The following is a 23292-nucleotide window of genomic DNA, read 5'->3' as shown; positions in this document are numbered from 1 at the left end:
TCCGCTTACCGGTTGCGTGTCGTGATCTGGTCCGGCGTGGCGGGCAGCGCCGGCTGCCGGACCGCCACCTCGGTCCACAGCCGTTCGGCCACGATCATCGCGGCCTCCCGGACCCACTGCTTGGTGACCGCCTCCGGGACGTACCGCCGGAACCAGTCGACGGCCAGCCGCGCCTCCCGGCTCATCCCGTCGGTCTTCGGCCGCCGGGCGTACGGGTTCAGCCCCAGCACGCAGCAGAACTGGAGAACGTTGTAGTACCGCCAGTCGTCGGTGGTGCCGAACGGGCCCGGCGGGCGCAGCGCCGAGACGCACTCCCGCAGCACCGCCCGCAACTCCCGGGCGCGCGCCCGGGGCTGGTCCTCCCGCCCGGCCAGCCGCCGCTCCACCGACGGCAGATCGGTCAGCGGGCTGCGGGCCAGCCGGTTCAGGTCGCCGAAGTCGGTGAGCGCCCGCCGGGTCATCCGCAGGAACTCGGTCTCGCCGACGGTGTGCAGCCGCCGGCGCTCACGGCGGCGCAGCAGCGCGTCCGCGTTCAGGAACAGGGCCGCCCGGTCCGAGCGCAGCCGGTCCTCGCCGGCCAGCGCCAGCCGGTCCAGCAGCCGGCGCACCTGAGCGCCCAGCCCGGCCAGGGTGGCGCCGGCCGCCAGCACCAGGAACTGGAGCGCGGCCACCCCGTCGTGCTCCGGGACCAGGAACATGGTGGCCGCCGCCGGGATCCCGGCCAGCACCAGCACGGCCAGCCCGGCGACGATCGCCCGGCGCAGATCGGGCCGCAGCCGCTCACCGGCCTCGGCCGCGTGGGACACCGCCACCAGGTAACCGACCACCAGCAGGTCCAGGCCCAGGGCGGCGATCGCGGCGCGGGCGCCCCCGGCGGTGAACAGCAGCAGCCCCAGCGCGGCCGTGCAGAGCACCGCCATCACGGTCAGCGCGAGCGGGATCATCCGCGGCGCCACCTGGGCGCGCAGCCGCCACAGCAGGGTCAGCCCACCGACCAGCGGGGCCAGCACCACGAGGCGGCCCGCCTGCGGCAGGAAGACGATCATCAACAGGAACGCGGCGCCGAGGGCCAGCGCGCCACGGTCCACCGGGCGGCGCTCGGCCGGGGTGAGCGGCAGCAGCGCCACCACCGCGCCGGCCCAGCACAGCGCCGGGATGCAGAGCAGGATCTCGGCGGGATCGGAGGCGGGGGCCAGCGTCCAGGCGGCCACCCCGAGGGCGTACGACACGAGGGCCGTCGCCTGCCAGCGCAGGCTCGCCCGCTCCGGATCACGGCCGATCAGGTAACAGGCGAACCACCAGGCGAGGGCGAAGGCGGGTACGGCGATCGCGGGCACCCGAGAAGTCAACCAAACAGGTGACGGGTCTCGACACTCCCGATCCGCTCACGCTTGCGGCGGCGACGCCGGCGCACCACCCACACCGCCGCCCAGACCAGCACCCCGAGAACGCCCAGCACGAGCACCGGAAGCACGATGGCCAGCACCGACATGACGACGCTGCCGATGTCCTCGGCCGTGCTGGCGACCGGGGCGCCGAGCCCGCCGGTCGTCGCATTGACCACGGGCCGGGACGCCGATTTCACACCGTGGACACAGAGCGCGATCAGCACACCCGCCGCGATGGGCACCCACTGGTTCGAGCCGAAGAACGCGCCCGGGTCGGCGACGGTCACCGTCTCCGAGGACGAGCCGGCCCCGAACGCCAGACCACCGGCGGTCGGCCGGACGAACGTCTGCACCACGTCGTTGACGTGATCGACCACCGGCACCTTGTCCGCGACCACCTCGACGGCCAGCAGGAGCGCCAGGATCGTCAGGGTCCAGCCGTTGGACACCCAGGCCCAACCGGACGGCAGCTCGATGGCATCGGTGTAACGGGCCAGCAGGCCCATGGTGAGCAGGGGGATGTAGGCGTTCAGGCCGGCCGATGCGGCCAGACCGGTACCGGTCAATGCTTCGAGCACGATTCCAGCATGGCATCGGCGCGCTCGTGCCGCCCGCCGGGCGCCGGTACGCCGTCAGGTACCGTCGCTGGGTGCGTCTGGTCATCGCGAAGTGCTCCGTGGACTATGTCGGCCGTCTCTCCGCCCATCTGCCCCCGGCGGTGCGGCTGCTGATGGTCAAGGCCGACGGGTCGGTGTCGATCCACGCCGACGACCGTGCCTACAAGCCGCTCAACTGGATGAGCCCGCCCTGCAAGCTGCAGGAGGCGCCGGGCGTCTGGAAGGTGGTGAACAAGGCCGGCGAGGAGCTGCGGATCACCCTGGAGGAGGTCTTCCAGGATTATTCGTACGAGCTGGGCGTCGACCCCGGTCTCCAGAAGGACGGCGTCGAGGCCCACCTCCAGGAGCTGCTGGCCAAGCACCCGGAGACGTTCGGCGAGGGCTTCACCCTGGTCCGCCGGGAGTTCATGACCGCCATCGGGCCGGTCGACCTGCTGTGCAAGGACGCCGACGGCGGATCGGTGGCGGTCGAGGTCAAGCGGCGCGGGGAGATCGACGGGGTGGAGCAGCTCACCCGCTACCTCGAGCTGATGAACCGGGATCCGCTGCTCGCCCCGGTCAAGGGCATCTTCGCGGCCCAGGAGATCAAGCCACAGGCCCGGGTGCTGGCCACCGACCGGGGCATCCGCTGCGTCGTCGTCGACTACGACGCCCTGCGCGGCATGAAGCGCGACGAGCTCACCCTCTTCTGAGGCCGAGGTCAGCGGGCCGCCAGCTCGACCCGGTCCGGTGAGGTGGTGAAGGTCAGGTAGGCGTGTACGCCCAGGTATCCCAGGCCCAGCTGGAGGATCAGCAGGCTCACGGTCGCCGGGGCGGCCGTCGCCAGGGCGACCACCGTGGGCAGGGCCAGGAGCAGCAGATCCAGGCCCGCGAAGGCGTGCAGCACCGGGCCGGTCGGGACCGAGCCCATCGGCGTCTCCACCGGCAGCAGGTCGTTGCGCACCAGACCGGCCCGGGCCGCCCGCAGACCGGCCACCGCACCGATCGGGCCCAGCGCCAGGCCCAGCGGCCACCACGGGCCGGGCGGGAGCGCCCCGGTCACCTGGAGCAGGCCCAGCGCCACGGTGGCCCAGATCGTGCCCAGCGCGGCCGGCACCCACAGCCGTTGCCACAGCGCCCGGCGTGAGGTCAGGCCCAGCAGGCGCAGCAGAACCGGGTTGGTGGCGTCGGTCTTCACGGCGGCCGTCGTGGTGCGGGCCACCAGCATCGTGCCGATCAGCAGCGTGCCGGCCAGCAGCCACGGCGGGGCGCCGGACAGCAGCAGCGGCAGCGTGGTGGCGGCCGCCGCCCAGAGCAGCCGCGGCACCCGGCGGCGGGCCAACAGCAGGTCCTGGGCGGTCAGCGGCGGCAGCCGGCGGGACAGCCGGGTGGACCGCAGGCGACGGTGTGCCCAGTAGCGGCGCTCCAGCATGTCGGCCAGGAAGGACGGCTCCACGCCGTACACCGAGTCGGCCAGGGTGCCCGCCGTCTTCGCCGAATCCAGGATCTCGTCGTTCGGGGTGCGCGCGAGGTCCCGTACAGCCAGAAGGAAGCCGGCGGCGGCGACCAGCGCGAGCAGCCCGGTGAGCGGGACCACGACGACGGCCGGCGGCCACCCGCCCGGAGTGGGCGGCGTCCACCCGGCCTCCTCGGCGACCAGCACGGCCAGCCCGGCGGCGATCGCCACCCGCCCGACCGCGTCGGCGATCCGGGACGCCCGGGGCCGCGCCTGCGCGGTCGCGGCGGCCACCGCGAGCAGCACGCCCACGACGGCGCCGGTCGCCACCAGGACGATCGAGCCGGTGGACGCGGCGTGCCCGAGGATGCCGAGCGCCGCGGCGGCGCCCGCCAGAGCCGCGCCGAAGGTCGCGACGGTCAGCGTGGGCGAGAGCAGGCGGCGGCGGCTCACCGGCGCGGTGAGCAGGAAGTAGGCGGCCGGGCGGCTGACCGTGACCGGGCCCAGCCGGCGCAGCGTGGCGAAGAGCAGGCCGGCGCAGACGGCGGCCCAGGCCAGCGCCCCGGAGCCGGTCAGATCCGGGACCAGCGGGCGGAAGACCGCGGCCAGCGTCTCCTGGGCCATGGCGGCCAGCACCAGGATCGAGAAGACGACGACGTACGCCGTGGTGGCGGTCTCGCCGCGATCCCGGTGCGCGGACTGGGTACGGCGGATCCAGCGGCGCACCGGCCGCAGCTCGACGACGGTCACAGCATGTCCATCGAGACGATCTCGGCGCCCGCGGCGACCGCGAACTTGTCGTCGTGGCTGGCCAGCAGCAGTGAACCGCCGCCGGCCAGATAGTCGGCCAGCATGCCGGCGACCATGGCCCGGCCCTCCGGGTCCAGGCGCTGCTCCGGCTCGTCCAGGATGAGCAGCGCGCTCGGGCGCAGCAGGACCAGCGCCAGGGTGAGCCGCTGCTTCTGGCCGGAGGAGAGCGACGGCGGGATGGCGTCGGCGTGCCCGGCCAGCCCGAACCGCTCCAGCGCCTCGTCGATGCCCGCCTCGCCCGGGTCCTGTCCGTGCGCCCGGCAGACCAGCTCGGCGTGCTCGTGGGCGGTCAGGCCGGGGTACCAGGTGGGCGGCTCGACCGTGGTGGCGACCGCCCGCCAGAAGTCGGGACGGTCGCCCGGCTCGCCGCCGAACACCCGGATCACGCCCGAGTCCGGGCGCTGGAGGCTGCTTACACAGCGCAGCAGAGTGGACTTGCCGATGCCGTTCTCGCCGGTGACGCAGACGCCGGCGCCGGCCGGGACGGTGAGCCCCACATCCACCAGCACCGGCGTCGAGCCGTAGCTGACATTCAGATCACTGACTTCGACTGCGGGATGATCGGCCACCCCTTCGAGGCTAAGGCTTCCGTGCTAAGGCTTGCGACCATAGAGCAGGCGCAGAGCCTTCACGATCTGCTTCACCTGGGCCGGGGTGCGCTCGAAGGTCATCGCCGGGAGCAGGGACGGGCCACGCCGTACGGTGATCGCCTTGGCCCGGGCGAACTCGCGCAGCCCGTCGTCGCCGTGGATGCGCCCGAAGCCGGACTCGCCGACCCCGCCGAACGGCAGGTTGCCCATGCCGACGAAGGTGAGCGTCCCGTTCACGGCGACCATGCCGGAGCGCAGCCGGCGGGCGATCCGGATCGCGTTCTTCTTCCCGAAGACGGAGCCGCCCAGCCCGTACGGGGTGTCGTTGGCCTTCGTGACGGCCTCGTCGGCGTCCCGCACCCGGGTGATGGTGAGCGTCGGGCCGAACGTCTCCTCACGGATCTCCGACGAGTCCTCGGGCACGTCCACCAGCACGGTGGGGGAGACGTACGGCGCCTGCACCGCCTCCGCGCCGCCGAGCACCGCCCGGCCGCCCTTGGCCAGCGCGTCCTCGATGTGGTCGCGGATGATGTCGAGCTGCTTCGGCATGGTGATCGGGCCGATCTCCTCGCCGGTGCGCAGCTTGCCGGCCTTCGCCACGACGGCGTCCACGAAGCGGTCGTAGACCGGCTCGACGGCGTAGACCCGCTCGATGCCGATGCAGGTCTGCCCGGCGTTGGTCATGGCGCCCCAGACGGCGGCCTCGGCGGCCGCCTCCACGTCCGCGTCGGCGTCGACGATCAGCGCGTCCTTGCCGCCGGCCTCGAGCACCACCGGCACCAGGTTCTCGGCGCAGGCGGCCATCACCTTCTTGGCGGTGGCGGTCGAGCCGGTGAAGGAGATCTTGGCCACCCCGGACCGGCACAGCGCGCCGCCGACGTCGCCGAGCCCGTGCACCACCTGGAGCACCGGGTGCTCCGGCACCACCTCGGCGAACGAGTCGGCCAGCCACTGCCCGACCACCGGCGTGTACTCGCTCGGCTTGAAGACGATCGCGTTGCCGGCCGCCAGCGCGCCGCTGATCGGGCCGATCGGGGTCACGATCGGGTAGTTCCACGGGCCGATCACGCCGACCACGCCGTACGGCTGGTACTCCAGGTGGCCGGAGTGCTCGGCGACCAGCAGCCGGGTCCGGACGCGGCGCGGCCCGAGCACCCGCTTGGCGTTGCGGGCCGCCCAGTCCAGGTGCTCGACGGCGGCGGTGGCCTCGATCAGCCCGTCGGTGACCGGCTTGCCGGACTCCCGGTGGGTGAGTTCGGCCAGCTCCTCGATCCGCTGCACGATCAGTGAACGCCAGCGCAGCAGCCGGGTCCGGCGGCCCGCGAAACCGAGGCCCTGCCACCACAGGGCGGCCTCCCGGGCGCGCCCGACGGCCGCGCGCACCGCCGTCTCGTCGGCGACCGGTACGCGGCCGGCCTCCTCACCGGTGGCCGGGTTCGTCGAGATCAGCCGGCCGTCCTCGATCACTGGCAGGCCGGGAACGTGAGTCGCCGTCATGTCCGCGAGTCTAGGGTGATTGTTACCAGTGAGTCACTACGTACGCTTGAGGTTGTGAGCCCCCGCCGTAACCGCCCCCGCTCCGCCAAGACGGACGAGGAGCGTCCCGACCGTCCCGGCATCACCGAGGACCGCGTCCAGCAGTGGCAGGACGGTGACTACATGGTGCGGAACGTGTTCGGTGCGGCGGCCGTGAAGATCTACCGCTGCCCGGGGTGCGTCCAGGAGATCCGGCCCGGCGTGGCGCACGTGGTGGCCTGGCCGGTCGACGAGCGTGGCGACCTGACCGACCGCCGCCACTGGCACACCGGCTGCTGGCGGGCCCGGGACCGCCGCGCTCCCGGGGTGGAGCGGTCGCGCAGCGCTCCCCGCTATGGGCGATGATCGCGGTATGAGCAACCAGATCCGTGCCAACTCGATCCTCCCGGCCCACCGGGAGGACATCGAGCTGCACACCGCCGACGGCGTCACCCTCGTCGGTGAGCTGGCCCGGCCGCTCGACCGCGAGCCGGTGGCCACCCTCGTCTGCCTGCACCCGCTGCCCACCCACGGCGGCATGATGGACAGTCACGTCTACCGCAAGGCCGCCTGGCGGCTGCCCGCCCTGGCCGGGATCGCCGTGCTGCGCTTCAACACCCGCGGCACCAGCAGCGTCCGGGGCACCAGCGGCGGGGCGTTCTCGCAGGCGGTGGACGAGCGCTACGACGTGGCCGCCGCCATCGAGTTCGCCGAGTTCGCCGACCTGCCGAACATCTGGCTGGTCGGCTGGTCCTTCGGCACCGACCTGACCCTGATGTACGGGCTGGACCCGGCGATCGCCGGCGCGGTCCTGCTCTCCCCGCCGCTGCGCTTCTCGCGGCCGGAGCATCTCGCGGCCTGGGCGGCCGACGGCAAGCCGCTGACCGCGCTGATCCCGGAGTTCGACGACTACCTGCGCCCGGCCGAGGCGGCCGAACGGTTCGCGGCCGTCCCACAGGCCGAGGTGCTGCCGGTCCCGGGCGCCAAGCACCTGTGGGTCGGCGACGCCGAGAAGGTGCTCGACGAGATCGTCCGCCGGGTGGCGCCGGAGGTGCCGACGCCGCTGCCGTCGGTCTGGGACGGCCCGATGGAGACCGGGGACGCCAGCGCCTACGCCGACCGGACGGTCGCGGCCTTCGAGAAGGGCTAGCGGTCCTCGAGGCTGGGGATCGCCACCTCGCGCATGATCAGCTGGATGGCGGCCACCATCGGGATGGCGACCAGGGCGCCCACCACGCCGAAGAGCCCCACCCCGACCAGGGCCGCCACCAGCGCCGCGACGTCGCTCACCCGGACCGACCGGCGCATCACCCGCGGGTAGATCAGATAGTTCTCCACCTGCTGGTAGACGATGAAGAACACGATGCAGACGATGCCGGCGGTCACCGATTCGGCGAAGCCGACCAGGCTGACCACGACGGCGCCGAGGGTCGCGCCGATCTGCGGGATCAGGTCGCAGACCGCCACCACCACGGCCAGCGCGAACGGATAGGCCAGGCCGAGGGTGAGCGCCAGCCCGAAACTGCACACCCCGGCGAGTACGGCGATCGCCAGCGCCCCGACCATGTAGGCGCCCACCTTGCTGAGGATCTCGTCGGTGAGCAGCGCGACCCGCTCCCGGCGGCTGGCCGGCACGAGGCGGTAACCGGTCGCCTTGATCCGGTCGAAGGCGGCCATGAAGTAGATCGTCAGCACCAGCACGGTCAGGATGTTGAAGATCGTGCCGAACAGCAGCCGGGCGCCGCCGACCACCCCGCCCAGGGCGTTGCCGATCGTCCCCGCGTTCACCGCGCCCTGCACCTTGGTCGCGATGTCGTAGCGCTGCACCAGATCGTTGACCGTCCGGCTGCGGCGCAGGCTCTCCACCACCTCGGGCGCGTTGTTGACCAGCTCGGTGGTCTGGGTGACCAGCGGCGGGATCAGCGCCACCAGCCCGCCGACCAGCAGCAGCACCACACTGAGCGCGACGACCGCCACGGCCGCGCCGCGCGGCAGGCCCCAGCCGCGCAGCCGGGTCACCGCCGGGTTCAGCCCGATCGCCAGGAACAGCGCGATGAAGATCAGAACCAGGATCGAGGCGGCGTTCCGGACGCCCAGGAAGAGCGAGTACGCCAGGATCAGGCCCAGCCCGAAGAGGAAGCCGAGCAGGAAGGGGTTACGCCGGTTCAGCGGGGGACCGGGCGTGCCGAAGGGCGGCCGCTCCTCGACCGGCGGCTGCTCCTCGACGGGCGGCGTCTCCTCGGGCACGGGTGGCTCGGCGGACATCAACTGAGGCTATCGCCGCCGGGCCACCCCTGCCACCGATGGTCACTCGGCCTCGGCCGGCACCCGGCTCGCCTGCGGGACGGTCACCTTGGCCGAGGCGGTGACCTTGGCCGGCGGCTCCTGGTCGGCCGGCGGCGCCACCCCGGGGGCGGCGGGGTCGGCGGGCTTCTCGCCGTCCTCGGGCTCGGCGGCGGCGGCCAGCACCGCGGCGGCGGCCAGCTCGGCCACCCGTTTCGCCTCTTTCTGCACCTGCCGGCGAACCTCGGCGGCGTGCCGCTCGGCGGCCTCACCGGAACGCTGCGCCTCGGCCACCCGATTCAGCTCGGCCTCCAGCTGCTGCTTCGCCTCGGTGAGCAGCTGACCGACCCGCTCGGTCTCCTTCTCGGCCGCCTTCGCCTGCTCCTGAGCGGCGGTCCGCCGCTTCTCGGCCTCGGACGTCTCGACCAGAGCGGCCTCCAGATCGCGGCCGGCCTGAACGATCTTCTCCTGCTGCGCGGCGATCTCCTTGCGGACTGCGGTGGCCTGGTCGTCGGAGCGGCGCAGCACCTCCTCGGCGTACTTGTCGGCCTCGCTGCGCAGGTCGGAGCACTGCTTCTCGACGCCGGCCCGCATCTGGCCCAGCTCCTCGATCACCGCGTGCCGGCGCAGCGCCAGCTCGTGCTCCACGGCCGCCTTGAGGTCGGCCTGCTCCCGCTCCGCCTCGGTCCGCTGCGCGGTGATCTCCTGCTGCGTCTTCTCCCGCAGCGCCTTGAGCTCCTGCTCGGCCTGCATCCGGGTGGACTGCACGTAGCCGTCCACTTCGGCCTTGGCCCGCTGAGCGTCCTGAGTGGCCTTCTCGGTGATGTGCTTGCCCTCGTTACGGGCCCGCGCCAGCACCGCCTCGGCCTCGGCGCGCTTCTGCTCCGCGGCCTGCCGGGCGGCGGCGATCGCCTTGTCGGTGGCGATCCGCTTCGCGGTGTCCACCTTCTCCTCCTCCGCGCGGCGCGCGGCCAGGGTGATCTCGAAGTCCCGGATGGCGTTGTGGGCGTGCGCCTCGGCCTCGGCCCGGATCCGCTCCGCCTCGGCGAGCCGGCTCGCGATGTCGTCGGTGGCGGACGCCTTGATCGCCTCGGCCTGCTCCTCGGCGAGGAGCAGGATCTGCTCCACCCGCTTGCCGAGGTGCCGGAACGACACCTCGCCGGTGATCCCGGAGTCGCGCCGGGCCTGGGTGAGCTCCGCCTGCAGGCCCTTGATCTGCGCGCTCAGCGCCTGGATCTGCGAGTAAGCCTGCTCGCGGTCGTTGAGGAGGGCGGCTATCTCGTTCTCCGCCCGGGTGACGTATCGCTCGACCTGCTTCTTCTCGTAGCCCCGGAGGGCCGTTTCGAAGCTGGGCTCGGTGGCCGCCTCTCCGCCGAGACCGAAGATTTCACCGCCGTGCGACATGCTGTCCATCCTCACATACGCATCGTCCCGTGGCGTGTCGATACACACCGGGTTGGAAGAGACCATGCGTGTAGTTGCGATTTGTCTGACCTCGGTTGGCAAACCCAGGCAAGCGCGAAACGAGTCAGGCCGTACCGGAGAAACTCCGATACGGCCTGATTTCGTCATGTGCCGCCCGGCGGGTTCACGGTCGCGTATCCGTGGCGGGTCCGCAACCGGAGGGAACCGGGAGTTCGGTCAGGAATTGGTCTGAGCCGCCACCGGTTCGTCACCGGTCTCCGCCGCCTCGCCGGCGGTCTCCTCGGCCTCCTCGGCCTCCGGCTCGGCGGCCCGCTGAGCAGGCGCCGCGGCGGCGGCCACGGCAGCGGCGGCGGCCGCCGCCGGAGCGGCGCCGCCTCCCGGAACCAGGCCGGAGAGACCGGACAGCATCTGGCCGAGCTGGTTGGTGACCGCGTCCTTCTGGCGGGTGAGGTCCTCGACCTCGCGGCGCGCCGCCTGGGTGGTCAGCTCCGCCTCGGTCCGGGCTTCGCTGAGCAGCCGGTTGCCCTCGGCGCGGGACTCGGTGACGGTCTTCTCCGCCAGGGCGCGCGCCTTCTCCACGGTCTCCGCGGAGTACCGCTCGGACTCGACCCGGCGGGCCTCGGCGCGCTGCTCGATCTCCTTGGCGCGGTCCTCGGCGGCGCGGGCCCGCTCCTCGGCCTCGGACACCATCTTCTGGGTCGCGGCGACCTGGGCGGCGTGCCGCTCCGACTCCTCGCGCTCCGCCTTCTCCCGGCGCTCGGCGATCTCCAGGGCCAGCGACTGGAGGTCCTTGTCCCGCTTGTCGCGGGCGTCGGTGAGCAGCTTGGTGGCCTCGGCGCGCTTCTCCTCGGCCTCCCGGGCGGCCTTGGCCCGGGCCTGGGTGATCTCCCGCTCGGCGGTGGCGCGCAGCGACGCGACCTCGCGCTCCACGGTCGACTTGAGCTCGGCGACCTCGTGGGCGGTCACGGTACGGAGTTGCTTGGTCTCCCGGTCGGCGTCCGACCGGAGCGTGTCGGCCTCGCGGCGGGCCTGCACCCGGGTCTCGGCGGCCTCCCGCTCGGCGTGGGTGCGCACCTGCCCGGCCTCGCGCTCGGCGGTCGCCTTCATGGCGGCGGCCTCGGCACGGGCCTTGTCGGTGATCTCCCGGGCCTCGAGACGGGCCGCGGAGAGAATGCCCTCGGACTCCCGCTTCGCCTCGTTCCGGTGGTCGTTCGCCTGCTCCTCGGCGAGACGCAGGATCTGCTCCACCCGGGTGCCCAGCCCGGAGAGCGTCGGCCGGTTGTTCTCCTCCAGCAGCTTGTTGCTGTCGGCCAGCTTCTGCTCGAGCGCGTTCAGTCGCTGCTCGGCCTGGCGCAGACGCCGCTGGGCGTCGTTCATCCGTTGCTCGGCCTCGCCGCGGGCCTGCTCGGACTGGTTCAGCGCGGCGAGCAGCCGGCCGATGTGTCCGTCGACCTGGTGACGGTCGTAGCCGCGGAGGACGACCGTGAAGTCGTGCTGCGAATTCGCGGTCTCGAAGAAGGCCAGGTTCTGATCCTGCTGCTGGGGCATTGCGCCATCCTGGCGAGAAGGGGGCGGACATGCAAGAGCGGAGGGGCATCCGAACCGCATAGTAGATCAGCTTTGACCTGGACCGTCGCGCGGCCCCGGACCGTTCGGGTGACGGGCCCGGCGGCGCCGGCCGATCCGGTGCCGTCCCGCCGCCACCTGGACAGTCGGGGCTCCGAGTGATCGCGATCCCACCGCTGACGTCGTCGGCCCTGCTCAATGGCCCCGATCCTGCCAGGAGACCGGGGCCGCGTCAGGTCGATTCACCCGACCGGCGTACCCCCACCGGCGGGCTCGACCAACTCGACCAGTACGCCGCCGGCGTCCTTCGGGTGGACGAAGTTGATCCGGGATCCGGCGGTGCCGCGTTTGGGGGCGTCGTACAGAAGGCGCAAACCGCGGGACCGCAGGGCCGCGGCGGTCGCCTCCACGTCGGCCACCGTGTACGCCAGCTGCTGCAGACCGGGGCCGCTGCGGTCGAGGAACCGCGCGATCGCCGAGTCCGGGCGGGCCGGGGCCAGTAGTTGCAGCCGCGGGCCGTCACCGTCGCCGACCGCCAGCATCGCCTCCCGTACGCCCTGTTCCTCGTTGGTCTCCTGGTGCACGCAGCGAAGCCCGAAGGTGGTCGCGTAGAAGGCGATCGCCTCGTCCAGGTCGGGCACCGCTATCCCGACGTGATCGATGCGGAGCAGTCCGGGGAATGTGACATTCTCGTCCCGGCCTGCGCTCGATGTGTCGTCTGTCATGCGGTTAGTCTCTGACCTGACCCATCGTTAAGGCCACCCCGGGTTCCCCCAGACCCGGTCGTCGCAGATCGGATCGTGACCATGACCAGCTCCGTCATCGTCAGTGGCGCCCGGACCCCGATGGGGCGCCTGCTGGGCAACCTCAAACACCTTCCCGCCACCGCTCTGGGCGGTCACGCGATCGCGGCGGCGCTGAGCCGCGGCGGCGTCGACCCCGAGCGGGTGCAGTACGTGATCATGGGCCAGGTGCTCCAGGCGGGCTGCGGCCAGATCCCGGCCCGGCAGGCCGCCGTGGCCGCCGGCATCCCGATGACCACGCCCGCTCTCACGGTGAACAAGGTCTGCCTCTCCGGGATCGACGCGGTGGCGCTGGCCGACCAGCTGATCCGGGCCGGCGAGTTCGACGTGGTGGTGGCCGGCGGCATGGAGTCCATGACCAACGCGCCGCACCTGCTGGCCGATCAGCGCCAGGGCCGCAAGTTCGGCGACGTGCTGGTGCGCGACCACACCGCGTTCGACGGTCTGATGGACCCGTGGGCCGGCATCTCGATGGGCGAGTCCACCGAGGCGAGCGGCGCCCGCCTGGGCATCACCCGCGAGCAGCAGGACGCGTTCGCCGCCCGCAGCCACCAGCGGGCCGCCGCGGCCCAGCGCGACGGCCGGTTCGCCGAGGAGATCGCCGCGGTCCCGGCCGGCGGCCGGGACCCCGGTCAGGTGATCGACACCGACGAGGGTGTCCGCCCCGGCGCCACCGCCGAGTCGCTGTCCGCCCTCCGCCCGGCCTTCACCCCGGACGGCACCATCACCGCGGCCAGCTCCTCGCCGATCTCCGACGGCGCGGCCGCGCTGATCGTGATGAGCCGGGCGAAGGCCGAGGAGCTGGGCCTCACCTGGATCGCCGAGATCGTGTCGCACGGCAACGTCGCCGGGCCGGACAGCTCGTTGCAGTCCCAGCCGTCCAACGCCATCAAGCACGCGCTGGACAAGGCCGGCCTCGAGGTGGACGATCTCGACCTGATCGAGATCAACGAGGCGTTCGCTCAGGTGGCCATCCAGTCGGCCCGCGAGCTGAAGGTGGATGAGGAGATCGTCAACGTGAACGGTGGGGCCATCGCGCTCGGCCACCCGATCGGGATGTCCGGCGCCCGGCTGGTGCTCACCCTGGCGCTGGAGCTGCGGCGCCGCGGTGGCGGCCTGGGCGCGGCCGCGCTGTGCGGCGGCGGTGGCCAGGGCGACGCGCTGATCATCAAGGTGCCGGCGGCGTGACGTCGAGGCGGACCCGTGATGTGCCCTCCCTCGTCGCCAAGGCCCGGGAGGGCGACGCGCGGTCCGTGGCCCGGCTGATCAGCCTGGTGGAGAACGGCGATCCCGCGCTGCCCGAGGTGGCCGCGGCGATGGCCCCGTTCGCGGGCCGGGCGCAGGTCATCGGGCTGACCGGCGCCCCCGGCGTCGGCAAGTCCACCACCACCAACGAGCTGGTCCGCGCGCTGCGGGAGAGCGGCCGGCGGGTCGGGGTGCTGGCCGTGGACCCGTCCAGCCCGTTCACCGGCGGGGCGATCCTCGGCGACCGGATCCGCATGCAGGACCACACCGCCGACCCGGGTGTCTACATCCGCTCCATGTCCAGCCGGGGTCAGCTGGGCGGGCTCTCGGCGGCCACCCCGCAGGCGGTCCGGGTGCTGGAGGGCGCCGGCTGCGACGTGGTGCTGGTGGAGACGGTCGGCGTGGGCCAGGCCGAGGTGGAGATCGCCTCCCTGGCCGACACCACGCTGGTGCTGCTCGCACCGGGGATGGGCGATGCCATCCAGGCGGTCAAGGCCGGGGTCCTGGAGATCGCCGACGTCTTCGTGATCAACAAGGCGGACCGGCCGGGCGCCGACGCCACCTACCGCGACATCCAGGGCATGCTGGCGCTCGGCGAGCGCGGGCCGAACGAGTGGCGGCCCCAGGTGGTGCGCGCGGTCGCGGCCAAGGGCGAGGGTGTCGACGACGTGGTGGCCGCGATCGGCAAGCACCGGGACTGGCTGGAGAGCACCGGCCATCTCCGCAAGCGCCGGGAGCACCGGGCGTCGGCGGAGATCTCGGCGCTGGCGCTGGGCACGCTGCGCGCCCGGATCGGCGATCTCAGCGGCGGCGCGGCCCTGCCACTGCTCGCCGCCCGCGTCGTGGACGGCGAGATCGACCCGCACGCGGCCGCCGCCGAACTGGTCGCCAACCTCTAGCCGAAGCGGGCCAGCGTCTCGTCGATCAGCGCGCGGTCCCAGCTCAGGCTGCCGTCGTCCAGGTCGGCGACCACCCCGCGCAGCCAGCTGATCTCGGCCCGCAGCACGGCCGCCCGGTACTCGTCCTCGATCAGGAAGAGCCGGGGCAGGCCGGGCGGCGCCTGCGCGTCGATGGCCGCGACCCGGTCGGTGAGCGTCTCGAGCCGCCGTTCCAGCAGCTCCCGGGTCTCGGCCGGGCTGAGGACCGGCAGGAAGGCGAGCGCCACCGGGAACTCCGGGAACTCGCGGGCCGGCTCCGGCAGCATCTCCAGCAGCCAGCGGCGCAGTGTGGCGGCGCCCTCCTCGGTCACCTCGTAGACGGTCCGCTCCGGGCGCCCGGCCTCCCGGCTGGTGCCGCCGGGGCGGGCCAGTCCCTCCCGGACCAGCCGGTCCAGGGTCTGGTAGACGCTGTTGCGCTGCGCCACGTTGACCAGCTGGTCCTGGCCGCGCTGCTTGATCACCTGCTGCATCCGGTACGGGTGCATCGGCGCCTCCACGAGCAGGGCCAGCAGAACCATCGCCAGAGGAGACCGCTTCATGCGGCCAGCTTAGGACTTGACGATCCCTAGTCATGTCATCAATAGTCATTGCATGACTAAAAAAGCTGTCGTGATCGGTGGCGGCATCGCCGGGACCGCCACCGCCATCGCCCTGCACCGCGCCGGCCTGCACCCGGTGATCTACGAGGCCGCCGAGCGGGACGCCGGTGAGCGGGGCGTCTTCGTGACCCTCGCGGTCAACGGGGTGACCGCGCTGCGCGCCCTCGGCCTGGACCCGGCGACGGTTCTGGCCCGCGGGTTCGCCACCCCGGTGATCGAGCTGCACGGCGCCTCCGGGCGGCTGCTGGCCGAGGTGCCGCTAGGTGGGCCGCTGCCGGACGGGACGGTCAGCACCACGATCCGTCGCTCCGATCTGTACGCGGCACTGCGCGCCGAGGTGACCGCCCGCGGCATCCCGATCGAGTACGGCGCCCGGCTGACCGGCGTGTCCGGCGACGTGGCCGAGTTCGCCGACGGCCGCACGGCGCGGGGAGACCTGCTGGTCGGCGCGGACGGGCTGCACTCGCGTACCAGGGAGGTTCTCGATCCGAAGGCTCCCGCGCCGCACTATCTCGGCCTGCTCAACACCGGCGGCTTCACCGACGGCCCGGTCCGGGACGCGCCGCCGCCCGGGGTGATGCGGATGTCCTTCGGCCGGCGTGCCTTCTTCGGCTGGGTGACCGCCCCGGACGGCTCGGTCTGGTGGTTCGCCAACCCGCCGCGCCGTCGCCCGGCCGAGCCCGGCGAGTTCACCCCGGACAGTTGGCGGGCGTACCTGCTGGAGTTGTTCGCGGGCGATCCGGCGGCCGATCTGATCCGGGCCAGCAGCGAGGTCCTCGGGCCGTGGAACACCCGGGACCTGCGGCGGGTGCCGGTCTGGCACGGCGAGCGGATCGTCCTGACCGGCGACGCGGCGCACGCCGTCGCGCCGTCCTCCGGCCAGGGCGCGTCGATGGCGCTGGAGGACGCTGTGGTCCTCGGGCACAGCCTGCGCGAGCACCCGGACGTTCCGGCGGCCCTCGCGGCGTACGCGGCCGCCCGCCGCCCCCGGGTGGAGAAGGTGGTCGTCCAGGGCCGGCGCAGCAGTTCCTCGAAGGTGCTCGGCCCGGTCCGCGCGGCGCTGCGGGACGCCACCATGCCGGCGATCATGCGGCTGCTCTACCGCAACGGCGACCCGCAGGCGTGGATCTTCGAACACCGGCTCCCGGGGGCTTAATGATCGTTCAGTTCTGCTCTACGATGGCCGCATGGACGCTGCCGAGATCCATGCCGGCCGGGAACGCTGGCAACGACGCTACGATGCGGCCCGCAAGCGGGACGCCGACTTCACCACGCTCTCCGGCGTGGCGGTCGACCCCGTCTACGGGCCCCCCGAGGGCGCCGCCTATCCCGGATTCGAGCGGATCGGATGGCCGGGCGAGTTCCCGTACACCCGGGGTCTCTATCCGACCGGATACCGCGGGCGCACCTGGACCATCCGCCAGTTCGCCGGGTTCGGAAACGCCCGGCAGACCAACGAGCGCTACAAGATGATCCTGGCCGCCGGCGGTGGCGGCCTCAGCGTCGCCTTCGACATGCCCACCCTGATGGGCCGCGACTCCGACGAGCCCGAGTCGCTCGGCGAGGTCGGGCACTGCGGCGTCGCGATCGACTCGGCCGCCGACATGGACGTGCTGTTCGAGGGCATCCCGCTCCAGGACGTCACCACCAGCATGACCATCTCCGGTCCGGCGGTCCCGGTCTTCTGCATGTACCTGGTGGCCGCCGAACGGCAGGGCGCCAACCTGCGCGACCTCGACGGCACGCTGCAGACCGACATCTTCAAGGAGTACATCGCGCAGAAGGAGTGGCTCTTCGCCCCGGAGCCGCACCTGCGCCTGATCGGCGACCTGATGGAGTACTGCGCCGCCGAGATCCCGAAGTACAAGCCGCTGTCGGTGAGCGGCTACCACATCCGGGAGGCCGGCTCGACCGCCGCGCAGGAACTGGCGTACACGCTGGCCGACGGCTTCGGGTACGTCGAACTGGGACTGTCCCGCGGCCTCGACGTCAACCAGTTCGCGCCCGGGCTGAGCTTCTTCTTCGACGCGCACGTGGACTTCTTCGAGGAGATCGCCAAGTTCCGCGCGGCCCGGCGGATCTGGGCCCGGCACCTGCGCGACGACTACGGCGCCACCAGCGAGAAGGCGCTGTGGCTGAAGTTCCACACGCAGACCGCCGGTGTCTCGCTCACCGCACAGCAGCCGGTCAACAACGTGGTCCGGACCGCCATCGAGGCGCTCTCCGCGGTCCTCGGCGGCACCAACTCGCTGCACACCAACGCCCTCGACGAGACCCTCGCGCTGCCCACCGACGAGTCCGCCGAGATCGCCCTGCGCACCCAGCAGGTGATCATGGAGGAGACCGGGGTGGTCAATGTGGCCGACCCGCTCGGCGGATCGTGGTATGTGGAGGCGCTCACCGACCGGATCGAGGCCGAGGCGGAGGAGATCTTCGCCCGGATCCGCGAGCTCGGCCACGACGGCAGCATCACCGCCGGCATCCTGCGCGGCATCGAGGACGGCTGGTTCACCGCGCACATCGCCGAGGCCGCGTTCGCCTACCAGCAGGCCCTGGAGAAGGGCGACAAGAAGGTGGTCGGCGTCAACGCGCACAACAGCACCCTGGCCAAGGAACTGGAGATCCTGCGTGTCTCCCACGAGGTCGAGCAGGTGCAGCGGCGCGAGCTCGCCGCTCGCAAGACCGACCGCGACGGGGTACGGGTGAAAGCGGCCCTGGAACGGATGGTGGCGGTGGCCCGTACCGGGGAGAACATGATCCCCGCGATGCTCGACGCGGTCCGTGCCGAAGCCACCCTCGGCGAGATCTGCGGCGTGCTGAAGTCGGAGTGGGGGATCTACCGGGAGCCGCCGCGATTCTGACGCTGTGACGTCCGATATCGAGGGGACTGGTGGCGACGCGAACAGGCGTGACAGCGTGCGAGACTAGGTAACCATGAGCGACCCACGGACCACTCCGTCGATCTTCACCCGCGGCGCGGTCGATCTCAGCGCGCTGCGCCCCGCGGCACCGGCCAAACCGGCCGCCCCGAGCCGTCCCGCGACGCCCGCGGCCACCCCGGCCGCGGGCGTGCCGGGCCCGGTGCCCGGCGTCAACCCGGAGACGGTCATCGATGTCAACGAGGCCGACTTCCAGGCCGTTCTCGAGCGGTCGTTGACCACTCCGGTGCTGCTGGACTTCTGGGCCGACTGGTGCGACCCGTGCAAGAAGCTGTCGCCGGTGCTGGAGCGCCTGGCCGCTGAGTACGGCGGTACGTGGATACTCGGCAAGGTCAATGTGGATCTCAACCCGCGCCTGGCGCAGGTGTTCCGGGTGCAGGGCATCCCGCAGGTGACCGCGGTGATCGGCGGGCAGCCGGTGGAGGGCTTCAGCGGGGTCCTGCCCGAGTCCCAGATCCGGCAGTACATCGATGCCGTCCTCAAGGCGGCCGGGGTCGAGGTGGCCACCCCCGAGGACCCCCGCCTCGACGCGGCCGACGACGCCCTGATGACCGGCGACCTCGACGAGGCCGAGGCGGCGTACCGGAAGATCCTGGCCGAGTCGCCCGCCGACGCGGCCGCCGAGTCCGGCCTCGCCCAGGTCGAGCTGTACCGGCGGATCAGCGGCGTCGACCCGTCGTCCGCGCTGGCCAAGGCCGCCGCCGACCAGGACGACGTGGCCGCCCAGCGGCTCGCCGCCGACATCGAGGTGCTCAGCGGTCAGGCGCCGGACGCGTACGCCCGCCTGATCGCCCTGATCAAGCGGACCGCCGGCGACGACCGGGAGGCCGTCCGCAAGCATCTGCTGTCGCTGTTCCTGGTGGCCGGCCCGGACGACCCCGCGGTCGCCGGCGCGCGGCGTGCGCTGGCCAGCGCACTCTTCTAGGCTGCGGGTCTCGAGCGAAGGAGGGCGTCGTGCGCCGCATCGCCGTTCTGGACGCACCGTCCAATCTCGGCCTGCGCCCGCCGACCGCGACGTCGGTGCCGGGCTGCGCCAAAGCGCCCGGCGCCCTCCGCGATCAGGGCCTGCTCACCCGCCTCGCCGCCCGCGACGCGGGCTGCCTCACCCCACCGCGGTACGACCCCGGTGACTGGCGCCCCGGCGACGGGGTGGCTCACGCCGCCGAGATCGCCGCGTACTCGCGGGCGCTGGCCGACCGGATCGGCGCCATCATCGACGGCGGCGAGTTCCCGGTCGTCCTCGGCGGGGACTGCTCCATCCTGATCGGATCGGGCATCGCCATGCACCGGCTCGGCGACGCGGTCGGCGGCCGCATCGGGCTGGTGTTCGTGGACGGCCACTCCGACTTCCGGCACCCCGGCAACGCGTCGTACGTGGGCGCCGCCGCCGGTGAGGACCTCGCCCTGGTCACCGGCCGCGGCCAGGCGAACCTCGCGGCGATCGAGTCCCGCCGGCCGTACTTCCGCGACATCGACGTGGTCGTCCTCGGCATCCGTGCCCAGGACGAGTACCGCCTCGACCTCCAGGCCGCCGGCATCGTGACCCGGCCGGTCCCCGCGCTGCGCGCCGAGGGCGCGGCCCGCAGCGCCCAGTGGGCCCGCGACCAGCTCGTCGACTGCGCCGGCTACTGGGTGCACGTGGACGTCGACGTCCTCGACCCGGCCGTCATGCCCGCCGTCGACGCCCCCGACCCGGGCGGCATCGCCTTCCCCGAGCTGGAGCTGCTGCTGGCCGGGCTGGTCGAGTCCCCGCACTGCCTGGGCGTCGAGATCACCGTCTTCGACCCGGACTACGACCCGGACGGCCGGTACGCCGCCGAGATCACGTCCGCCGTGGTGAGCGGGCTGTCCCCGGTCCGGTCCACCAGCCCGCGCCCGGATCTGGCCGCGGCCCGGCGCGACCTGGCCGCCACCGCCGCGCCGGACGTCTCGCCGGACCCGCCGTCCCAGGCCGAGGCCACCGGCGACGCGCCGTCCGGCACGGCGACCGTCGGCGCTCCGCACGACGGCTCCGCTGGTAAGCCGACGCCCGCCGGGGCCACGCCGGACCGGGCGGTCTCCGGGGTTGGCGAGGCGCCGGATCGGGCGGGTTCCGGGGTTGGCGGGACGTCGGATCGGGCGGCCTCCGGAAGTGGCGGGACGTCGGATCGGGCGGGTTCCGGGGGTGGCGAGACGCCGGACCGGGCGGAGCCGGATGTGGCGGAGCCGGTCGATCCGGGCGTCGGCGTGCCGCTCGGGGCGATCCCGGTCCAGGTGGGGCCGGCCTCCGCCGGTGACGCCGCGACGGAGGACGACCGGGGTGGGTCCGCGTCGGCTCGCCCGGTGAGGAACACGCTGCCCGTGGACGCGGAGTCCGTCCTGGCGGCGGCTCTCGGCACCACGGCGCGGAGCGGCAACGGCCGCCGCGCGGCCGGTGTCGGGGACGATGCCCGGACAGCCCATGACCGATTCGGTTCAGCCCCGGCGACGACCGGCCCGACGGGCGGCACGGTCGTGTCCGATGAGCCCGGCGACAGCCCGGGCGTGGACACCGAGCCGGATCGCTCCGGCCTGGACGGCTCCGGCCACACCGACGGAGATCACGCGGACCGGGACCGGGCCGACCTGGACAACGCCGACCTGGACAACGCCGACCTGGACAACGCCGACCCGGGCGACGCCGACCCGGGCAACGCCGACCCGGCCGAAGTCGACCCGGACAAAGCCGAGCCGGACGAGACCGAGCCGGAGGCGGCGGCCGAAGCCGAACCGGCCGATGAGGAACCCGTGCCGGTGCCGGACGGTCCGGATTCCCGGGCCGGGGCCAACGAGGTGCGCCTTCTCTCCCGGCCGCTGGGATCCGCGCCGCTGCTCGACTCGGATCCGATCCCCGCGACCCGTCCCGGCATGCTGCGCCCGCGCCCGCCGGCGGATCCGCCCGTGCTCGGCGACTTCGGCCCGCCCGCCGCAGGCCCGGGCCCCCTCGGCGGCCTCCCACCCGGTGCCGCCTGATCACGGCGGCCGGGCCGGAGGGTGACCGGAGGCATCAGCCCGGCGGGCGCGTCACGGCCTTGACCGGGCAGATGCTCGCGGGGAGCCACGGGGCGGTCCGGCTTGGCGGGTTCGGTCCACCCCGTACGAGAATGGTCAGTTCAATGTGGTCAGGAAGCGCTTCACCGCGGGGACGGCGGCCTCGGTGCCGGCGCCGCCCTTCTGGACCATGACGGCGAAGGCGATGTCGCCCTGGTAGCCGACGAACCAGGAGTGGGTGTCGGCGGAGCCGGTCTGGAATTCGGCGGTGCCGGTCTTGCCGTGGACCGGTTTGCCGGGGACGGTCCGGAGGGCGGAGCCGGTGCCGGAGGTGACCACTTCGCGCATCATCGAGCGGAGCGCGGCGACCGCCTCCGGGTCGAGTTGCTGGGCGGGGGTGGCGGCGGGCGCCGGGTCGAGGACCAGGGTGGGCGCCTGGAACTGTCCCTTGGCGACGCCCGCGGTGGCCGCGGCCATGGCGAGCGGGCTCACCGCCGTGCTGCCCTGACCGAAGACGGCCGCTGCCAGTTCGGTGGCGGTGCCGCCGTCGGAGACCTGGCCGGTGTAGGCGTCGACGCCGAGATCCCATTTTCCGCCGATGCCGAGGGCGCCGGCCGCCTCCTGGAGCCCGGCGGGGCCGAGTTTCGGGGCGAGAGCGGCGAAGGCGGTGTTGCAGGACTTGGCGAAGTCGACGTGGAACGGGACCTTGCCGAGCGCGGCGTCGTGGGAGTTCTTGAACTCGCGGCCGTCCACGGTGAACGTCTTCGGGCAGTCGGCCACGGTGTCGGCGGTGATCGCGTCGCGGGCGAGCAGCCCGTACGCGGAGATCATCTTGAAGGTCGAGCCGGGCGGCACCTGCCCGGTGAACGCGGTGTTGACGCCGCCCGGATCGGGCCCGTTGGCGGCGGCCAGCACGGCCCCGTCGCTGACCCGGATCGCCACCAGCGAGCTGGGCTGTTTCTCGGCGGCGAGGGCCTGGTCGGCGGCGTTCTGCACCCGGGTGTCCAGAGTGATCTTCACGGGTTTGCCGGCGACCGGCTCCGCGGTGAAGAGCTTGGTGTCCTCGGTGTCGCCGTCGGCGGCCTCGCGGGCGATGACCACCGAGAGGCCGGAGACGCCGCGCAGGGTGGCGTCGTACTTCTCCTGGAGCCCGCCGTGCCCGGTGTCGTCGCCGACCGCGAGCGCCCCGCCGGAGTTGCCGATGTCCTCCTCGGTGGCCTGGTCGACGGTGCCGAGCAGGGAGCGGGCGAATTCCCGGGTGGGCGCCAGCGACCGGGTCTCCTCGCGGAAGACGGTGCCGGCCAGCGGCCGGACCTGCGGCCGGATCTTGTCGTAGACCGCCCGGCGCAGCGTGACGAGTTCGATGAAGGCGCCCGGGTCGGACTGCTCGACGCGGGTCTTCAGGGTGCCGAGGTCGACGTCGACGTCCACCTTGCGGAACGCCGCCGCCAGGTCTTTCTGGAGCTGGGGGAGGTCCTTGATCTTCTCCGGGCTGACCCCGATGACGACCACCTTCTGGGGCCCGAAGAGCGCCTTGCCGCTCGCGTCGACGATGGCGGCGCGTTCCGGGGCGACCCGCCGGAGCCGGAGCTTGTCGCCGGTGGCGAGTTCGGGCTGGACCATGGCCGGCTCCCAGACGACCTGCCAGCCGTCGCTCTTGGCCTTGGTGAGCCGGACGGTGCTCGGGTAGCTCCACTCGACGCCGCCGGGCAGCGCCCACTTCACGGTGACCGGCGCGGTGGCGTCGTCGCCGGTGGTCGTGACGTCGCCGGCGCCGGACACGGTGATCTTCTGCTCCAGCAGGTCGCCGTAGAGGCCGCGCATCTGGGTCAGCACCTCCGGCGCGGGGACCTCGGCGCCGGCCGCGGTCACGAAGCCGATCTTGTTCAGGTCGCCTCCGGACCAACCGCTCAGAAAGGCCGAGACGGTGTCTTCGGGGCCTTCCTTGGAGCAGCCGGTCAACCCGCCCGCGGTCAGCAGAAGCATCAGTGCGGCCAGGCCCGCCGGGGTGCGGCGCATGTCGGTTCCTCCCGTGAACACTGTGACAGCCATGATTGGCTAGGTCGCACGTTAATGGGTACATGCCCGTCGCGGGTGCCCCGGATAGGGGCGATACCGCCCAAACGCCGC

General features: G+C 72.9%; 20 protein-coding genes. 9 read left to right on the top strand and 11 right to left on the bottom strand.

Annotation, left to right across the window (positions count from 1 at the left end; genetic code table 11):
- Nucleotides 1-5: 5 nt before the first annotated feature.
- Together J5X75_RS02335 and J5X75_RS02330 are read right to left on the bottom strand one after the other, a co-directional pair.
- A complete protein-coding gene (locus J5X75_RS02335) occupies nucleotides 6-1337 on the bottom strand; it encodes a hypothetical protein (RefSeq protein ID WP_208465499.1) in 1332 nt (443 codons plus the stop codon).
- 8 nt (nucleotides 1338-1345) lie between these two features.
- On the bottom strand, nucleotides 1346-1966 hold the full coding sequence (locus tag J5X75_RS02330) for a DUF4126 domain-containing protein (RefSeq protein WP_208465498.1): 621 nt from the start codon (nucleotides 1964-1966) through the stop codon (nucleotides 1346-1348).
- A gap of 71 nt (nucleotides 1967-2037) precedes the next feature.
- Between J5X75_RS02330 and nucS the strand changes: the two genes are divergently transcribed.
- Nucleotides 2038-2697 carry an endonuclease NucS gene (nucS, locus tag J5X75_RS02325; RefSeq protein ID WP_208465497.1) on the top strand — a complete coding sequence of 220 codons (660 nt, stop codon included), beginning with the start codon at nucleotides 2038-2040 and terminating at the stop codon, nucleotides 2695-2697.
- A gap of 8 nt (nucleotides 2698-2705) precedes the next feature.
- On the opposite strand, the gene J5X75_RS02320 is transcribed toward nucS, so the two are convergent.
- Genes J5X75_RS02320 through J5X75_RS02310 form a run of 3 tightly spaced genes read right to left on the bottom strand, consistent with a single transcriptional unit; the run spans nucleotide 2706 to nucleotide 6337 of the window.
- A complete protein-coding gene (locus J5X75_RS02320; RefSeq protein ID WP_208465496.1) occupies nucleotides 2706-4190 on the bottom strand; it encodes a DUF6297 family protein in 1485 nt (494 codons plus the stop codon).
- The gene (locus J5X75_RS02315; RefSeq protein WP_208465495.1) at nucleotides 4187-4819 is read right to left on the bottom strand and encodes an ABC transporter ATP-binding protein; all 633 of its coding nucleotides are present in this window, start codon (nucleotides 4817-4819) and stop codon (nucleotides 4187-4189) included. The genes J5X75_RS02320 and J5X75_RS02315 overlap by 4 nt, the downstream gene beginning before the upstream one ends.
- 24 nt (nucleotides 4820-4843) lie before the next feature.
- Nucleotides 4844-6337, bottom strand: coding sequence for an aldehyde dehydrogenase family protein (locus tag J5X75_RS02310; RefSeq protein WP_208465494.1), 1494 nt, complete (start codon nucleotides 6335-6337; stop codon nucleotides 4844-4846).
- 54 nt (nucleotides 6338-6391) lie between these two features.
- Between J5X75_RS02310 and J5X75_RS02305 the strand changes: the two genes are divergently transcribed.
- Nucleotides 6392-6721: an Rv1322 family protein gene (locus J5X75_RS02305; RefSeq protein ID WP_208465493.1), complete on the top strand. Its 330-nt coding sequence runs from the start codon at nucleotides 6392-6394 to the stop codon at nucleotides 6719-6721.
- 7 nt (nucleotides 6722-6728) lie between these two features.
- A complete protein-coding gene (locus J5X75_RS02300) occupies nucleotides 6729-7505 on the top strand; it encodes an alpha/beta hydrolase (RefSeq protein WP_208465492.1) in 777 nt (258 codons plus the stop codon).
- Here J5X75_RS02300 and J5X75_RS02295 read toward each other — a convergent pair.
- The 4 genes from J5X75_RS02295 to mce all read right to left on the bottom strand — a co-directional run bounded on the left by J5X75_RS02295 (nucleotide 7502) and on the right by mce (nucleotide 12354).
- Complete coding sequence (locus J5X75_RS02295; protein ID WP_208465491.1) at nucleotides 7502-8620, bottom strand: AI-2E family transporter; 1119 nt, start codon at nucleotides 8618-8620, stop codon at nucleotides 7502-7504. The genes J5X75_RS02300 and J5X75_RS02295 overlap by 4 nt on opposite strands.
- 42 nt (nucleotides 8621-8662) lie before the next feature.
- On the bottom strand, nucleotides 8663-10051 hold the full coding sequence (locus J5X75_RS02290) for a Laminin subunit beta-1 (protein ID WP_238487242.1): 1389 nt from the start codon (nucleotides 10049-10051) through the stop codon (nucleotides 8663-8665).
- A gap of 228 nt (nucleotides 10052-10279) precedes the next feature.
- A complete protein-coding gene (locus J5X75_RS02285) occupies nucleotides 10280-11611 on the bottom strand; it encodes a coiled-coil domain-containing protein (protein WP_208465489.1) in 1332 nt (443 codons plus the stop codon).
- A 260-nt stretch (nucleotides 11612-11871) separates the two neighbouring features.
- Complete coding sequence (gene mce, locus J5X75_RS02280) at nucleotides 11872-12354, bottom strand: methylmalonyl-CoA epimerase (RefSeq protein WP_208465488.1); 483 nt, start codon at nucleotides 12352-12354, stop codon at nucleotides 11872-11874.
- An 81-nt stretch (nucleotides 12355-12435) separates the two neighbouring features.
- Between mce and J5X75_RS02275 the strand changes: the two genes are divergently transcribed.
- Both J5X75_RS02275 and meaB read left to right on the top strand, forming a co-directional pair.
- Complete coding sequence (locus tag J5X75_RS02275) at nucleotides 12436-13620, top strand: acetyl-CoA C-acetyltransferase (RefSeq protein WP_208465487.1); 1185 nt, start codon at nucleotides 12436-12438, stop codon at nucleotides 13618-13620.
- Nucleotides 13617-14576: a methylmalonyl Co-A mutase-associated GTPase MeaB gene (gene meaB / locus J5X75_RS02270; RefSeq protein WP_208465486.1), complete on the top strand. Its 960-nt coding sequence runs from the start codon at nucleotides 13617-13619 to the stop codon at nucleotides 14574-14576. Before J5X75_RS02275 ends, meaB begins: the two co-directional genes overlap by 4 nt.
- Here the strand turns inward: meaB and J5X75_RS02265 are convergent.
- Entirely contained in the window at nucleotides 14573-15154 is a 582-nt protein-coding gene (locus J5X75_RS02265; RefSeq protein WP_208465485.1) for a PadR family transcriptional regulator, read from the bottom strand. The genes meaB and J5X75_RS02265 overlap by 4 nt on opposite strands.
- A gap of 52 nt (nucleotides 15155-15206) precedes the next feature.
- Between J5X75_RS02265 and J5X75_RS02260 the strand changes: the two genes are divergently transcribed.
- The 4 genes from J5X75_RS02260 (at nucleotide 15207) to J5X75_RS46340 (ending at nucleotide 21144) form a co-directional block, all read left to right on the top strand.
- Entirely contained in the window at nucleotides 15207-16370 is a 1164-nt protein-coding gene (locus J5X75_RS02260; protein WP_208465484.1) for an FAD-dependent oxidoreductase, read from the top strand.
- Between the two features lie 31 nt (nucleotides 16371-16401).
- Nucleotides 16402-18075: a coenzyme B12-dependent isobutyryl-CoA mutase large subunit gene (gene icmA / locus J5X75_RS02255; RefSeq protein ID WP_208465483.1), complete on the top strand. Its 1674-nt coding sequence runs from the start codon at nucleotides 16402-16404 to the stop codon at nucleotides 18073-18075.
- A gap of 73 nt (nucleotides 18076-18148) precedes the next feature.
- Complete coding sequence (locus tag J5X75_RS02250; protein WP_208465482.1) at nucleotides 18149-19078, top strand: tetratricopeptide repeat protein; 930 nt, start codon at nucleotides 18149-18151, stop codon at nucleotides 19076-19078.
- 29 nt (nucleotides 19079-19107) lie between these two features.
- Nucleotides 19108-21144: an arginase family protein gene (locus J5X75_RS46340; protein ID WP_208465481.1), complete on the top strand. Its 2037-nt coding sequence runs from the start codon at nucleotides 19108-19110 to the stop codon at nucleotides 21142-21144.
- Between the two features lie 135 nt (nucleotides 21145-21279).
- Here J5X75_RS46340 and J5X75_RS02240 read toward each other — a convergent pair whose 3' ends face one another.
- Nucleotides 21280-23181: a penicillin-binding transpeptidase domain-containing protein gene (locus tag J5X75_RS02240; protein WP_208465479.1), complete on the bottom strand. Its 1902-nt coding sequence runs from the start codon at nucleotides 23179-23181 to the stop codon at nucleotides 21280-21282.
- Nucleotides 23182-23292 lie beyond the last annotated feature (111 nt).

Origin of the sequence: Actinoplanes flavus (genome assembly GCF_017592555.1) — a bacterium.
GTDB classification, from domain to species: domain Bacteria; phylum Actinomycetota; class Actinomycetes; order Mycobacteriales; family Micromonosporaceae; genus Actinoplanes; species Actinoplanes flavus.
This window is presented reverse-complemented; position numbering and strand designations above follow the sequence as displayed.